This window comes from Geoanaerobacter pelophilus, assembly GCF_018476885.1.
Taxonomy (GTDB): Bacteria; Desulfobacterota; Desulfuromonadia; order Geobacterales; family DSM-12255; genus Geoanaerobacter; species Geoanaerobacter pelophilus.
Window position 1 is genome coordinate 36,279 of sequence record NZ_JAHCVJ010000003.1, and the last position, 15,130, is coordinate 51,408.

Below are 15,130 nucleotides of genomic sequence, written 5' to 3' on the forward strand. Positions count from 1 at the left end.
ATCTGAACTAAACATTTCACCTTACCGACCTTTACTGGCAGGATATTAGACAGTCATTGCAATCTGGTTAATGCCGTGTAACGATCAGGTGACAGCAGCTGCCCTCTGCAGCAAGCATTGTATAAATCGAGCCAACACCCATTTAATTTCAGCATGTTACATCTCTCATTAAGCCTTTCACCTTGACTTTTGAACTACCATGGGTTATTGTCACGAAACTTAATACACGCTTGGCCTGATACACGATAATACTAAACCATCCGCGAGGATGGGACGGAAAGCCTACAGGGTCTCACCGAGACAGCCGGGTCGCCGAAATATCCTTTGATATCTCGGCGACCCGGCTTTTTTTATGGTTTCACCATTCAACACCGGCCACAGATGCCGTACCTAAACAGATGATTACGGAGGATATATGACTAACATGAGTAAAAAGATCCAGGAGATGGCAGTTTTTATCGAATTTCTCGTCGGTTCGGGACTGGCGATCTTCTTCCACCTGGTGCTGCACAACGAGCAGGCCGCCTACCTGATCTTCGGCCTTGGTATCCTGCTGTCACTGTTCACCTACCTGGTGCGTCAGGATATCGAGACAACCAAGTCGCACCTGATCGACAAGTATCATGAGGCCCACGAGATCCCGTTTGCCCTGGCTCAGATCAGCGATGCCGAGTGCAAGGCAAAGGCAAGCGAGCTGATCGCCAGCACCCTGAAGAGCATCATGATCCTGCAGAACGGCTACATCCCGCTGGATGAGATCGAATTCTACCTTGAAGGGGCCAGACTCTCGGACCAGTCGGTAAGCCAGATCAAGGCGGTGGACCCGCTGACCTCGGGCTGGCTGAGCCGCGGGGCGCTGATTAATTTCTACCAGGCAAACCTGCGCGCCATCAACCGCGGGGTCACCGTCACCCGGATCTTTGTCACCAGCCGCGAAGAGCTGGGCGATAACGACGTACAGAAGGTACTGTTATCTCAGTACAACGACTGCGTTAATGTGCGGATCGCCTTCCGTGACGAGCTGCCGACCACCTTTGACATCAGCGGCAGGGACACCAACAGTTCCTTTGACTTTGCCATCTATGACGACCGCGGGGTGACCGATGTCTTTGTCCAAACCGGCAAGTATTACGGCCGGAAGACCTTCCAGCAGTCCGAAGTGGCCAAATATCAGTATCTCTACGAGCTGCTCGAACACAGCGCCCATCCGGTAAGGCTTGAGAACGACAGGATTGTCCTGGCAAGCGAACAGTATGCCCTGGTCGCGAACGGCTGATCGGATAATGGCTTGCAGAAGGCGATTCCTCCTGGTACGCAGTAACAAACAATATTGATTCGCAGTTTCATTGATAGTACAGTGAGTCACCTCCGGCAGGTCTGGAGGTGACTTTTTTAGTTTTACCGGAGGGGCTATCTATGGAACAGGATGCGACGTCCGCGAAATGGAAAAAGGTGTTCAGCCTGCCGGTGATTGTGGCGGCGCTGGGTTACTTTGTCGATATCTATGACCTGGTGCTGTTCAGCATTGTCCGGGTGCCTAGCCTTAAATCCCTGGGTCTCCAGGGACAGGAGCTGATCAACCAGGGGGTGTTCCTCCTCAACATGCAGATGGTAGGAATGCTGGTCGGCGGCATCATCTGGGGGGTTCTGGGAGACCGCAAGGGCCGCCTCAAGATCATGTTCGGCTCCATCTTCCTTTATTCCATCGCCAATCTGGCCAATGGCATGGTCTCCTCCCTGCCGGCCTACGCTGCGCTCCGGTTCATTGCCGGAATCGGGCTCGCCGGTGAGCTGGGTGCCGGGATCACCCTGGTCTCGGAAGTGCTCCACAAGAGTGTCCGCGGCTATGGCACCATGATCGTCGCCTCCATCGGGGTATCGGGGGCCATCCTGGCCAACGCAGTTGCCGCCAGCTTCGACTGGCGCAACGCCTTTTTCATCGGCGGGGTGCTGGGGCTGCTCCTGCTGATCCTGCGAATCTCCGTGGCCGAGTCAGGCATGTTCCGCGACATGGAAAAGAAAGAGGTCTCCAAGGGGAACTTCCTCGCCCTGTTCACTGACCGCAAGCGATTCGGCCGCTATCTCGACTCGATCCTGATCGGCATCCCCACCTGGTTCGTGGTGGGGATCCTGATCACCTTTTCCCCGGAATTCGCCAAGGCGCTAAAAGTCACCGGCCCGGTCTCGGCCGGCAATGCCGTGATGTACTGCTACCTCGGCCTGGTCTTCGGCGATTTTGCCAGCGGCGCCTTGAGCCAGCTGCTCAAAAGCAGAAAAAAGGTGATCCTGCTGTTCCTGATCCTGACCGGCATTGGCGTTGTCTGGTATTTCCTGGCTAGCGGGGTTACCCCAGCCGCCTTTTACGGCATTTGCACCTTTCTCGGCTTTGCCAGCGGCTATTGGGCTATCTTCGTCACGGTGGCGGCCGAGCAGTTCGGCACCAACCTGCGAGCCACGGTGGCCACCACGGTCCCCAACTTCGTGCGGGGGATGGTGGTGCCGATCACCCTGTCATTCCAGTGGGCACGGGGCCAGCTCGGCCTGGAACGTGGCGCTGTTGCCGTGGGGTGTGTCTGCATGCTCATTGCCCTGGTCTCCCTCTACCGCCTGGAAGAGACCTTTCACAAGGACTTGGACTATTTCGAGGAGTACCTCTGATGCAATTAAACGAATTCAGGCTCTTTGATGCGCATCTCCATATCATCGATAACCGGTTTCCGCTGGTGCCGAATAACGGCTACCTCCCTGATGAATTCACCTGTGCCATGTATCGTGAACAGATGCAGCGCTATAACCTGGCAGGCGGGGCCGTGGTCTCCGGCTCTTTCCAGGCATTTGACCAGAGCTATCTTAAGGAAGCATTGCAGACCCTTGGGCCAGGGTTTGTCGGGGTGACGCAGCTAGCGGCCACGGTTTCGGATGAGGAACTGCTGGAACTGGATGCTGCCGGGGTCCGTGCCGTCCGCTTCAACCTCAAGCGGGGCGGCTCTGAAGAGGTCAGCCAGCTGGACCGTATGGCAAGAAGGGTTTATGAACTGTGCCGCTGGCATGTGGAACTGTATGTCGATTCGAAAGAACTGCCTGGGCTGTACATGACCCTTAGCGGGCTGCCGGCAGTAAGTATCGACCATCTGGGGCTTTCCTCGGCAGGGCTCCCCATGCTGATAAAACTGGCAGGGAAAGGGGTGCGGGTGAAGGCTACCGGATTCGGTCGGCTGGATTTCGATCCGGCTACGGCACTGAAAGATATCCACTCTGCCAACCCCGAGGCCCTGATGTTCGGCTCTGACCTGCCATCTACCAGGGCGCCCAGGCCTTATGACCACAGTGACTTTTCCCTAGTAGTCGATACCCTTGGTCCCGAAGCCGCCAGCCGCGTTTTTTACGGCAATGCCGCAGCATTCTACCTGTCTCGCAAACCGTTCGACTCCGCAGGATAATCATTGAATCCGCTCTGGACAGCATTCGGACTGACCCTGCTCGCCGGCATGGCTACCGGTATCGGTAGCGCTATCGCCTTTATGGCCAAGCGGACCAATTACCGGTTCCTCTCGGTTTCCACCGGTTTTTCTGCCGGGGTCATGCTCTATGTCTCGTTCGTCGAGATCTTTTTCAAGGGTGTCCATGCCCTGACCGAGGCCTATGGCGAGTACTGGGCCCACTGGATCAATACCGCTGCCTTTTTCGGCGGCATGTTCCTGATCGGGATCATCGACAACCTGATCCCGTCGGCGGAGAACCCGCATGAGATCCACGGCGAGAGCGAATCAGCGCCGCTACGCAATCCCGACGCCGCAATGCCCGACTTTGCACTCATCGGCCGCGCCGGCAGCGACGCAGCCACCGGACTGCACGACCATGGGGTCCATGAAGGGAAATTGCTCAGGATGGGGCTGTTCACGGCCCTGGCCATCGGCATCCACAACTTTCCGGAAGGGCTGGCCACGTTCCTGGCAGCGCTGCACGACCCAAACCTGGGAATTGCCATCGCCATCGCCATTGCCCTACACAATATCCCGGAGGGGATCAGCGTATCAGTGCCGATCTTCTACGCCACCGGCAACAGGAAGAAGGCCTTTGCCTGGTCATTTGTCAGCGGCCTGGCCGAGCCGGTCGGTGCCGGCGTTGCCTATCTGTCGATCCGGCTGTTCTTTGGCGGAGAGACCGGAGCCATCCCTCCCCAGATCATGGGGATTCTCTTTTCCGGCGTGGCTGGAATCATGGTCTACATCAGCCTCGACGAACTGCTCCCGACCAGCCGCGCCTACGGCAAGGGGCACGACAGCCTTCTGGGGCTGATTGGCGGCATGATGCTTATGGCCTTGAGTTTGCTGCTCATGAAATGATATACAACTACTACCTATGCCCCGCTCTGACATCATAAACATCGCCCGCCCGCTGACCGCACTGGCCCAGAGTCAGCCCGACACCCCTGCCATTGTCTTTCCGCAGGAGAACCGCACCCTGACCTTCCGCGAATTGGATGCAGAGAGCGACCGCCTGGCAGCCGGGTTGTCAGCCATCGGCATCAAGCGTGGCGTAAGGACCGCGCTGCTGGTTCCCCCATCACCTGAGCTGTTCGCTCTGACCTTTGCCCTGTTCAAGTCCGGGGCGGTGCCGGTGTTCATCGATCCGGGCATCGGCGCCAAGAACATGAAGGGATGCCTGGAGAATGCCGAGCCTAGCGCATTCATCGGCGTACCTAAAGCTCATCTCGCCAGGAGGCTGCTCGGATGGGGGAAGGCCACTCTGCAGATCCTGGTCACGGTCAACGGCGGCAAGGTTTGGGGAGGGGTACCACTTGACGAGATCCGCCGCTCGGTCAGTGACCTGAGCCGTTTCGAGCCAATAGCGACCAGAAGGGACGAAACCGCCGCCATCCTGTTCACCAGCGGCAGTACCGGCACTCCCAAGGGGGCGGTCTACAGCCACGGTAATTTTGCCGCCCAGGTCGAGGCGCTGCGGCAGGTCTACGACATTACTCCCGGAGAGATCGACCTCCCGACCTTCCCGCTGTTTGCCCTGTTTGCGCCAGCACTAGGCATGACCGCCATCATCCCGCAGATGGATTTCACCCGCCCCGGCTCGGTGAATCCGAAGCGGATCATCGGCCCGGCAACCCGTTTCAAAACCACCACCATGTTCGGCTCGCCGGCGTTGCTCAACCGGGTCGGTCGTTACGGCAAAGAAAAGGGGCTAAAACTCCCGGCTTTAAAGCGGGTGATCTCTGCCGGGGCGCCGGTGTCCCCAGCGATACTGGAGCGGTTCAGCGCCCTGCTCCCTGACGATGCCGAGATCTTCACCCCCTACGGCGCCACCGAAGCACTGCCGGTCTGTTCCATCGGCAGTCGCGAAATCCTGGGCGAGACCCGGCGGATCACCGACGCCGGCGGCGGAGTCTGCGTGGGCAGGCCGGTGGATGGCATCAGGCTGGAGATTATCGGCATCAGCGACGAGCCGATTCCCACCTGGGACGATTCGCTCCGCCTGCCACTGGAAAAGATCGGCGAGATCATTGTCCAGGGACCGCAGGTCACCAGCGGCTATTTCAACCGACCGGAGGCCGACCGGCTTTCGAAGATCGCAGACCCGGCAACCGGCGGTTTTTTCCACCGGATGGGGGACCTGGGCGGCAAGGACGATCAGGGTCGGATCTGGTTCTGCGGCCGAAAGGCCCATCGGGTGGAAACCGGCTACGAAACCCTGTTCACCATTCCGTGCGAGGCGGTCTTTAATACCCACCCGGCGGTGTTCCGCTCCGCCCTGGTTGGGGTCGGGGCAAAGGGTCATCAGCGGCCGGTCATCTGTATCGAGCTGGAAAGGGGGGGCAAGAGCTCCAGGGAGCAGATTCGTAAGGAACTGCGCGAAATAGCCCTGGCACACCTGCATACCCAGGGGATAGACACCTTCCTCTTCCATCCGGCGTTTCCGGTCGATATCCGGCATAATGCCAAGATCTTCCGGGAGAAGCTGGCGGTGTGGGCCGCAAGGAAGCTGAAATGAAGGCGCTGGTGACCGGAGGTGGCGGTTTCCTGGGCGGAGCGATCGTCAAGATGCTCCGTGACCGGGGGGATGAGGTGGCTAGCATCTCCCGCACCTGTTATCCGGAATTGGCCAGCCTCGGGGTGGAACAGGTCCAGGCTGATCTGGCCGACAGCACAGCGGTAATGAAGGCTGCCGCAGGCTGCGACATCGTGTTCCATGTTGCCGCCAAGGCCGGTGTCTGGGGTCCGTATAGCGAATACTATCGGGCCAATGTGCTCGGCACGGAGAACGTGATCGCTGCCTGCCGGGCCAATTGCATCTCACGGCTGGTCTACACCAGTTCGCCCAGTGTGGTGTTTGACGGCCGGGACATTGAAGGGGGTGACGAGTCGCTTCCCTACCCCGCTCACTTTGAAGCCTTCTATCCGCAGACCAAGGCCCTGGCAGAACAGCTGGTGCTGGCCGCCAATGCGGCCGACCTGGCAACCGTTGCCCTGCGCCCCCATCTGATCTGGGGCCCCGGAGACAACCATCTGGTGCCGCGCATCATCGCTAGAGGCAAAAGCGGCAGGTTGCGAAAGATCGGCAACCGTCCCTGCCCGGTGGACACCATCTATGTGGACAATGCCGCGCAGGCGCATCTGCTGGCTGCTGACCGGCTCTTCCCCGGCTCTGCCGTGGCCGGCAAAGCCTATTTCATCTCCAACAACGAACCTTTGCCGCTCTGGGATATGGTCAACCGTATCCTGGCCAGTGCCGACATCCCACCGGTTACCGGCACCATAGCGCCGCGGCTGGCCTATTTCGCCGGTGCCCTGTGCGAAAAGATCTGGAGTGCGTGCCGCCTTGCAGGCGAACCACCGATGACTCGCTTTGTCGCCCAGGAGCTGGCCACTGCCCACTGGTTCGACATCTCTGCGGCCCGGCGCGATCTGGGCTATGAACCTGGGATTTCTATAGATGAGGGGATGCGACGGCTGAAGCAGTGGCTTGCCGGGAGAACATAACCACTTCAACGAAAGCTCAGATTATCGAAAAGGACGGTAGGCCTGAATTTGTGGTAATTTCATACACGGCAGGCAGCAATAAGCAAGCCGTATCTGTCGCAGATCGAAACCGGCAAGCGTCAGGAGACGATTGAAACGCTGACTACGATAGCGCTGGCACTCGATGTACCTTGATCGATTAAACCTTCCGCTTAAATTTCCACGATCGGGTAGGAAGCGGGGTCTCCCCCGCTGTCATCTCACACCACCGTGCGTACGGTTCCGTACACGGCGGTTCCTGTCAGCATGTTCCGTTGTTGACTTCCATCCTTGGTGTCCTATAAGCACCCGACCCTGCCCTCGCGGATTCCGTCCGCTACTCTTTGGGAACTTAGGCCCTCTTGCGAGGCTTCTGCTCAAGACAGCCAGAGGACGATCTGGCAGGTTCAGCCCTTCATCGTGACCTGACCCCGCGCCATTCCCGAAGGCGAGTCTGTCTGGTTGGGACTTCTTCGTTGTAATGTTTCAACATATCAATACTTGGTACCGGGGCTGTACCTACATGCTTCCTATTGATGTCCTAAATTTGTTAGTTTTTGCCTCTTAAGCTTATGGAGTTTTAACCGCCTTTTTATGAGCTTTAATCTTTGCCTTAATAACGTCGTAGCGGGTAATTTCTTCCATAAAGTTTTCTATTGTTGGTTTTTTATATGCGTATTTGTCACTATGCGAATGCCCTTCCATGTGTTGACAACACCGATAAAATCCATCTTGTAATTCGTCTGCCAACTCACGGCAAAAACAAGCTTCGTTAAGGGAATCAACGCTCACGCGTTCAGCGAAGCGCTGAACAACATCGCTGAACATTCCACTGATAACAAGCATCTCATAGCAAGTGCGAAGGGCAGTAAATCCTGCCTTCGTCAGATACTCTCTGCGGTCAGGTGGGCAAGCGGCATCTTTTGCTTCGTTGTAATGCGCCATTGGTATGTTGGAATTGCGGTATTTTTTCTCGAATGACGGCGAACTATTAATAAAGACATGCCCAGGTTTGTCATCACGTTTTTCAATCCAATGGCAGGCATAAGGCGTCTTGGTAGCATCGCAAATGGAAATCAGGGTTGAAACAAACACTAAATCGTGCGTAAAAACCACGATTTGCTTTTTAGCTGTTTCATTAACGATGCGATTGCCAATAAGGCATTTCCTTTCGTCGTCAAGGGAGGTTACTGGGTCATCAAAGATAATGCCTCGCGTAATCTCCGAAAGGTTCATTTCTGCTAAAAAGTCGGCCAGGGAAATAACTTTTTGCTCCCCTTCGCTTAGAATCTGCGATGGTTGATTCTTGCCTTTCAAAAAAAGCTGCTTATAGGAAGCCCCTGATGCACCAGTATGGCTTATATCAATGCCAAAATGGCCGTCCAGTGCTTCGCATTCCTGATTAAAAGAGGTGGCATAGGCATCATTGAAGTATTTTCCAGAGAGCTCCTTTTCCTTCCTTGTCACCTGTAATCTAGATATATTATTTTTTGCAGCTTTAGTGGCTGTATCAGCCCAATTCAAACAATCAATGTATGATTCAATGTTACTTATGTGCTGCTCAAGTTTTTCTTTATGGTTCAAAAAAGTAATTGTGGTCTGAAGTTTTTTAATGTCCTCAGAAGGGTCATTTTCTTGCAATTTGGCAATAGCTGTGTCAATAGAGGTTGCAATCGTGTCAATAGGTGTAGTTTCGATTACGACTGCTGCACGTTTATTGATTACCTTAGCTTCAATGTCTGAGCTTATATCAGCTGCTAATGCCTTCTGAATCAGCAGACTTGCCTTAATACCATTTAGCTGTTCAGGATGGTTTTCAAGAAGCCATGTAGTCAAAACCGCGTCATCAGGCAGAAGGTCAAATTTCAATCCATCATATACTGCTTTAGTCGCCTTCAAGGCACCATTCGCAGCTGTAGCATTATGTTCCGCCTGGCTTTTAATGAAGACCCAGTACGACTCGATTAGTTTTTTCGACTCCGCCGATAGAGGGTGCCGGCAAAAAAGGCATGTGTCCTTGTCCCTGGGGTAGGGTCCACCATTATCTCCTTGCTGAATAGCAAATTTATTGGCTGCAACAATGAAAGCTTTCCATTCTGCACTTCCGACGTTTTCAAGCTTATCCGTCTTGAATTTTTCAAGCCCCTCATTTTCTGCGATTTTATCCTTTGTTATACAATCGGAAATGGCTGTCTGGGCGGCAAGAAGTGCCTCGGAGGACAAATGTTTATTGTTATCGGCTATCGAAGTCTTCAGTGTTTCGAGTAACTTCTTATTGGTAGTTAGTATCCCAATTTCTTTGTCTTTTTTTAACGCCTGTAATTGAACCTTCTGGCCTTCAAGTTCTGCTCTCTTTGTCTTGTCTGCCTCTGTAAAAGGTATCATTTTCTTTAAGTCGGCTGCCTTTGTTTTAGCCGACAAATTCACCATGAATTCCCTTATCGCTGATTCGCCGTCGAATAAAGCTGCATAATCCTTTGGGGCTTTTTTCGTGTTTACTTCTATCTCAATTTTTTCTTCAAGTCTCCTGAATGCATCAGTTAAATCAGCAAAAAAATTAAGTCCTGCGGGTCTAAACTCGGGTCTGTTTTTTGATAAATGTATGCTTACGCATTTGTTATCGAAAATTGAAAACTGTTTAAATTCTGTTTTATCTTTCTGGGTGGGGTAGTTCAAGGTATAGGGTGCGGCATCAGTCTTAAACTCAAAAATGGCTTTAGTTGCTTTATGCCCAGAGGCTAAATGTATATTTGAAATAATTGGTTCGGTTGTGCGGCTGTGAAAGGCTTGTTTCAGTAGGCGTATATAACCAGATTTTCCTGAGCCGTTAACACCATATATAATTGTGAGTTTTGGGCTAAATTCAATAGTTTGTTTCTCAACAAGGGCGTTCACACCCTCTACCCCGTAAAGACTGTTAAGAAGCAAGTCATTGTGGTAATCGCTATTCGAGATGCTGTCGCATGTAATATTAATGCTTTTTCTAGGTTTTTTCTCCTGCAGGCCCGCATCTTCAAGAAAATAGGCGTATGCATCATTAATGTGACTTTCTGTTACTTCTGTTCCGGAAAGAAGTTTACCTGCCAAATATTTGGTGTAGTACGGCAGAGAACAGGCGTATTGCATGATCTGGGAATTAAGATTATCGGTCTTTGTAACAGACAGCTCAGTCATGTGACCCTCCTTGAAATATGCTACTCATCATTCCATTTTTCAGCCAACGGGGCGGCCTTGACCGGCAGCGCTAGCCGTCCGCGTCGTAGGGCGTGGTTGGGCCATTTTCTGTGTACCTTGGCAAAGAAAGTTAGGCTTATAGCGCCCCCCCTGTCTGAGCCCGTCTTAAACTGGATTAGCCCGATCTACCTCATGTATTTTGTCTTTCAAGTGCTTATCTCCACATGGGAATTTTTGCGAGTCAAATACGTAGTATAGGTACCCTTGATTCGGAACATTTTCGTATCCGATGATAGGTTCAATTTCATTGTATGGCTCCAGCGCTGCAATTATTCTGTTACAAAATGGAACGGCTTCGCTTTTGGTGCCATCGACTGCGGCAAATCCATGCTTAACAACGGCATCTACAGCGTTAAATACGTTCTCTGTTGCTCGAAATATTTTCATCACATTAGTTCCTTTATTTGTTTCTCGTCTAACGCAAGGCAGACCAGCCTGATCCTTAGTTTAGTTGACTGCAAAAAACTCTTTAAAATATTGTTGAAGCATCGGCTCGATGATCGTTGGCGTCAGGTTTTCGAGCCTAATAGTCCTTTCAGCAAACTCTGAGAACGTATTAGTCCTAGAGGAGACGGTAGCCTTTCCGTCATTGATGTTTATCATAATTCGGAAAGCTGGTTCTAAACCATCCGACAAGTTACTGGTGGAATGGCTACGAGAAATTACTAAAGCTATTTTTTCAAATGCCTTACGCTTCGTCTGTCTTTCTTCTCTCTCTGTAGTGGTTATTTCAGTCGCATAACCTTCTGACTTAAGCTTAGCCTCTACAGCTTCAAATAACGGCTTAATGAGGGTAGTGATGGCATGATTTGTTGCCGTGATTTTTTGTTCAAGCTCCTTTATTTTTTTCTCGTGCTCCAGCTTTGCAACTTCTCCTGCATCTTTGGCCTTAATCTTATGGTCTGCAATTATTGCGTCCAACCATTCCATCAGGAATCCCTCCGTTTGTTATTTTCTTTCCTTTTGTATTGGCCAACGGTGTGGCAGTTGACCCGCCAGCCCGGCTTTTTCGGGCGGGCGGTGTCTAACTGACTGGTTGGAGGCTTCATCCTTTTTCTTTGGCTTCATTTAAGGTCAACACCAGCAACCCCTTCTTCGAGCTGGCTAATTGCGTCGATACAGGCTTTAACTCCGTCGGTTTTCATTTTCTCCTTAAATGCTTCAATCATTTCCTTTTCGATCTCGTCCATTTTCAGAAGTATTTGTTGTTCCTCCGTTTCTGTCTTGGCTAATGTGCGCAACTCCTTGATGCAAGTCTGCGCAGTTTTCTCTGCTTTTGTGGCGTTTCGGGCGAGCCATGCGGAATATGCCTTTGAAGAACGGCCTGAAATGTCGGGATATTGTGAAGAGCAGGCTTTCACCATAGCCTCTGTTACAGAGATAGCCCTGCACTCATAGACCGCGCCATAATTGAGTCCTTCGGATGCTGCGCCTATCTTTGATAGGAAGACAAAAATGATTATCAGCATTATGCGGTGTGTCAATTTTTCCCTCCAACTCATTATTGAGCAGTTGTAAGCATATAATATTAGATGCATGCATCTAATATTATATGCTTTTCTGGCTCGGTGCCTTTGATTTTGCCGTAAGCGATATACCACAATTTAACTGCTGAGTCCCATTTGCTACCAAGGGAACGGATTTGCCGTTGAAGCTCCTTCTCTCCATAAGCTATTTGCACTGGTACAAGGGAAAAACCACAACAATAAATCTTAATTTTCATAAGATTAACTATGAAGACGCGCCCCCACCCATTAAAAATTTTATACTTATATGCGGTTTTGTAGAGAATTGAAAGATGGGGAAATCCCTACCATCGGGAATAACGGGGACTGTTTCAATAGACGAGGGGATGCGACGGCTGAAGGATTGGCTTCACTCCAAACCTAAATTGCAATAAAAAAGGCCACTTTGAGGTGGCCTTTTCAATAATCTATTTAAGAAGCATCAGTCGATCAGCTTGCCGATGCTGCCAAAGCGGACCCGGAACTTCTCCCGGTCCCATGACCAGTACTTGATGAACGCCAGCCCCTTGATCTTGTCCATTTTCACAAAGCCCCAGAACCGGCTGTCGTAGGAGCGGTCGCGGTTGTCGCCCATGACAAAATAGGAACCGGGCGGCACCACGATCTGCTTGGTGTTGTCGCGCGGGTTCTGGGCAGCAGGGATGACATCCTTCTCCTTGTGAACCTCGTGGGGATTGTTATACGGCTTGGCGTTGACCATCACTGTCTTGCTCACCACCTGGATCACATCGCCCGGCACCCCGATAACCCGCTTGATGAAATCCTTGCTGGGATCTTCCGGGTATTCAAAGACAATGACATCGCCCCGCTTCGGGTCGCGGATCTTGAAAAGGCGCTTGTCGCTGAACGGAAGCTTGGTGCCGTAGATGAATTTGTTTACCAGGATGTGATCGCCGATTGCCAGGGTATCCTCCATGGAGCCTGATGGGATCTTGAAGGCCTGCACCACAAAGGTCCTGATGATCAGGGCCAGGATAACGGCAACAATGATCGACTCTGCGTATTCGCGGATTATATGTTTTCGCTTGAATTCAGGCTGCGGTTTTTCTTCATTACCGTAGTTCTTCATATCTTCCATTGTCAGGTCCTTAGTCCTCTACTTTTAGTATGGCCAGGAACGCCTCTTGGGGGAGTTCCACGTTACCGACGTTCTTCATCCGCTTCTTGCCCTCTTTCTGCTTTTCGAGGAGTTTGCGTTTACGGGTAATATCGCCGCCGTAACATTTGGCAAGAACATCCTTGCGCATAGCCTTGACGGTTTCCCGGGCAATGACCTTGTTGCCGATTGCCGCCTGGATGGCCACCTCGAACATCTGGCGGGAGATCAGCTCTTTCATCTTGGAAACAAGAGCACGGCCTCGGTAGTAGGCCTTTTCCTTATGGACAATGAGAGAGAGGGCATCGACAATCTCTCCGTTGATCATGACGTTCATCCGGACCAGATCACTCCGTCTGAAGTCGAGATGCTCGTAATCCAGGGAGGCATAACCCTTGGAAATCGATTTCAGGCGGTCATAGAAATCGAGCACGATCTCATTCAACGGCAGTTCATAGATGATCATCACCCTGGTTGGGGTCAGATACTTGATCTCCCGCTGCACGCCGCGCTTCTCGACGCAGAGGGCAATCACAGGGCCGACGAAATCGTTGGGCACATGGATATGGGCCAGGATGAACGGCTCTTCCATGTAATCGATATGCTGCGGTTCCGGCATCTTGGCCGCGCTCTCGATCTCGATCATGGTGCTGTCAGTCCGGTGGACCCGATAGACAACAGTCGGTGCCGTGGTGATCAGGTCGAGGCTGAACTCCCGCTCCAGGCGCTCCTGAATGATCTCCATGTGGAGCAGTCCCAGGAAGCCGCAGCGGAAACCGAAGCCGAGCGCCACCGAGGTCTCGGGCTCGAACGAAAAGGACGAATCGTTCAGCTTGAGTTTGGCCAGGGCATCACGAAGCTGTTCATACTGGGCGGTATCGATCGGGTAAAGCCCGGAAAAGACCATCGGCTTTACCTCTTTGAATCCTTCCATGGCCTTGTTGCACTGGCGATGGAGCAAAGTAACGGTATCACCGACCTTGGCGTCGGCGACATCCTTGATACCGGCGATGACAAAACCGACCTCGCCGACCGACAGGCTCGGCACTTCGCGCATGACTGGGGCAAAAACGCCCACCTTGAGCGCCTCGTAAGAGCGGTTGGTGGACATCAGCTGGATCTTGTCCCCCTTCTTGAGGGTGCCGTCAAAGATCCTGACCAGGATAATGACCCCTTGATACTGGTCGTACCAGGAATCGAAGAGCAGCGCCTTGAGTGGTGCGTCCTGATCGCCCTTGGGCGGCGGGATCTTCTTGACGATCTCTTCCAGGATCTCCCTGGTGCCGATCCCTTCCTTGGCACTGGCCAGCACCGCGTCATGGGCATCGATGCCGATGATATCCTCGATCTCCTGGATAACCCGCTCCGGCTCGGCAGCCGGCAGGTCGATCTTGTTGAGAACCGGAAAAACCTCAAGGTTGATATCCAGCGCCAGGTAGACGTTGGCCAAGGTCTGAGCCTCTACCCCTTGCGAGGCATCGACGACCAGCAGCCCGCCTTCGCAGGCAGCCAGCGAACGGGAAACCTCATAGGTAAAGTCCACATGGCCGGGGGTATCAATCAGGTTAAGGATATAGTCCTTGCCGTTATCAGCGGTGTAGTTGAGCCTGACGGTCTGGGCCTTGATGGTTATGCCCCGTTCCCGCTCCAGGTCCATCTTGTCGAGGAACTGGTCCTGCATCTCCCTGGCGGTCAGTGCCCCGGTGTATTCCAGCAGACGGTCGGCCAGCGTTGATTTGCCATGGTCGATATGGGCGATTATTGAAAAATTGCGGATATTGTCGTGAGACATGAACACCTTTGCTTCCTGATTGTATAAACCGGTGAAGAATAGCCCAACAACAGCGCTGATGTAAAGGGATTTCTCGTCTGTAGCCGGTCTGTAAAACATTGCCTTGCATTATTGTCCGTGATAAAGTCCGTTCATAAAAAACTCTAAAGGATAATCAACGAAATGCTGACAGGAAAGCAGAAGCGATTTCTCCGAGCGTTGGGGCACAGCCTCAAGCCGGTAATCACGGTAGGTAAAAGCGAAGTAACCGAGGCCTTGGTAAAAGAGACCTCTATTGCGTTGGATGCCCATGAATTGATCAAGATCAAGCTGCTGGAGAGCTGCCTTATGGACCGGAACGAGGTCGCCAGGTTGCTTGCCGAAGGGTGCGAGGCCGAAGTGGCCCAGATCCTGGGGAGAACAGCACTGCTGTATCGCCAGGCAAAAGAACCCAAGCTCGAACTTCCTAAACAAACGGCAAAAAAGGGCTGAT

General features: G+C 52.7%; 14 protein-coding genes and 1 riboswitch. Of the genes, 8 read left to right on the forward strand and 6 right to left on the reverse strand.

Annotated elements, in window-relative coordinates; all coding sequences use genetic code 11:
- Window positions 1-240: 240 nt before the first annotated feature.
- A riboswitch (cyclic di-GMP riboswitch) is annotated at window positions 241-317 on the forward strand.
- 98 nt (window positions 318-415) lie between these two features.
- The 7 genes from KI809_RS08300 (at window position 416) to KI809_RS20940 (ending at window position 7,166) form a co-directional block, all read left to right on the forward strand.
- Entirely contained in the window at window positions 416-1,276 is an 861-nt protein-coding gene (locus KI809_RS08300; protein WP_246559317.1) for a hypothetical protein, read from the forward strand.
- Window positions 1,277-1,416: 140 nt separating this feature from the next.
- Entirely contained in the window at window positions 1,417-2,658 is a 1,242-nt protein-coding gene (locus tag KI809_RS08305) for an MFS transporter (RefSeq protein ID WP_214171090.1), read from the forward strand.
- The gene (locus KI809_RS08310; protein WP_214171091.1) at window positions 2,658-3,440 is read left to right on the forward strand and encodes an amidohydrolase family protein; all 783 of its coding nucleotides are present in this window, start codon (window positions 2,658-2,660) and stop codon (window positions 3,438-3,440) included. Before KI809_RS08305 ends, KI809_RS08310 begins: the two co-directional genes overlap by 1 nt.
- 3 nt (window positions 3,441-3,443) lie before the next feature.
- On the forward strand, window positions 3,444-4,346 hold the full coding sequence (gene zupT / locus KI809_RS08315) for a zinc transporter ZupT (protein ID WP_214171092.1): 903 nt from the start codon (window positions 3,444-3,446) through the stop codon (window positions 4,344-4,346).
- A gap of 16 nt (window positions 4,347-4,362) precedes the next feature.
- Window positions 4,363-6,003 (forward strand): fatty acid CoA ligase family protein, encoded by a 1,641-nt coding sequence (locus KI809_RS08320; RefSeq protein WP_214171093.1) that lies wholly within the window; start codon window positions 4,363-4,365, stop codon window positions 6,001-6,003.
- Complete coding sequence (locus tag KI809_RS08325; protein WP_337833294.1) at window positions 5,979-6,992, forward strand: NAD-dependent epimerase/dehydratase family protein; 1,014 nt, start codon at window positions 5,979-5,981, stop codon at window positions 6,990-6,992. Before KI809_RS08320 ends, KI809_RS08325 begins: the two co-directional genes overlap by 25 nt.
- Before the next feature lie 78 nt (window positions 6,993-7,070).
- Window positions 7,071-7,166 carry a helix-turn-helix domain-containing protein gene (locus KI809_RS20940; protein WP_214171484.1) on the forward strand — a complete coding sequence of 32 codons (96 nt, stop codon included), beginning with the start codon at window positions 7,071-7,073 and terminating at the stop codon, window positions 7,164-7,166.
- Between the two features lie 414 nt (window positions 7,167-7,580).
- On the opposite strand, the gene KI809_RS08335 is transcribed toward KI809_RS20940, so the two are convergent.
- The 6 genes from KI809_RS08335 to lepA all read right to left on the reverse strand — a co-directional run bounded on the left by KI809_RS08335 (window position 7,581) and on the right by lepA (window position 14,658).
- A complete protein-coding gene (locus KI809_RS08335) occupies window positions 7,581-10,184 on the reverse strand; it encodes an AAA family ATPase (RefSeq protein ID WP_214171094.1) in 2,604 nt (867 codons plus the stop codon).
- A gap of 165 nt (window positions 10,185-10,349) precedes the next feature.
- On the reverse strand, window positions 10,350-10,631 hold the full coding sequence (locus tag KI809_RS08340) for a hypothetical protein (protein WP_214171095.1): 282 nt from the start codon (window positions 10,629-10,631) through the stop codon (window positions 10,350-10,352).
- A gap of 60 nt (window positions 10,632-10,691) precedes the next feature.
- A complete protein-coding gene (locus KI809_RS08345) occupies window positions 10,692-11,174 on the reverse strand; it encodes a hypothetical protein (protein ID WP_214171096.1) in 483 nt (160 codons plus the stop codon).
- Between the two features lie 134 nt (window positions 11,175-11,308).
- A complete protein-coding gene (locus KI809_RS08350; RefSeq protein ID WP_214171097.1) occupies window positions 11,309-11,728 on the reverse strand; it encodes a hypothetical protein in 420 nt (139 codons plus the stop codon).
- Between the two features lie 463 nt (window positions 11,729-12,191).
- The gene (gene lepB, locus KI809_RS08355) at window positions 12,192-12,848 is read right to left on the reverse strand and encodes a signal peptidase I (RefSeq protein ID WP_214171098.1); all 657 of its coding nucleotides are present in this window, start codon (window positions 12,846-12,848) and stop codon (window positions 12,192-12,194) included.
- Window positions 12,849-12,858: 10 nt separating this feature from the next.
- Window positions 12,859-14,658, reverse strand: coding sequence for a translation elongation factor 4 (gene lepA, locus KI809_RS08360; protein ID WP_214171485.1), 1,800 nt, complete (start codon window positions 14,656-14,658; stop codon window positions 12,859-12,861).
- 162 nt (window positions 14,659-14,820) lie between these two features.
- Here lepA and yhbY point away from each other — a divergent pair, with 162 nt between their 5' ends.
- Window positions 14,821-15,129: a ribosome assembly RNA-binding protein YhbY gene (gene yhbY / locus KI809_RS08365; RefSeq protein ID WP_214171099.1), complete on the forward strand. Its 309-nt coding sequence runs from the start codon at window positions 14,821-14,823 to the stop codon at window positions 15,127-15,129.
- Window position 15,130: the final 1 nt, after the last annotated feature.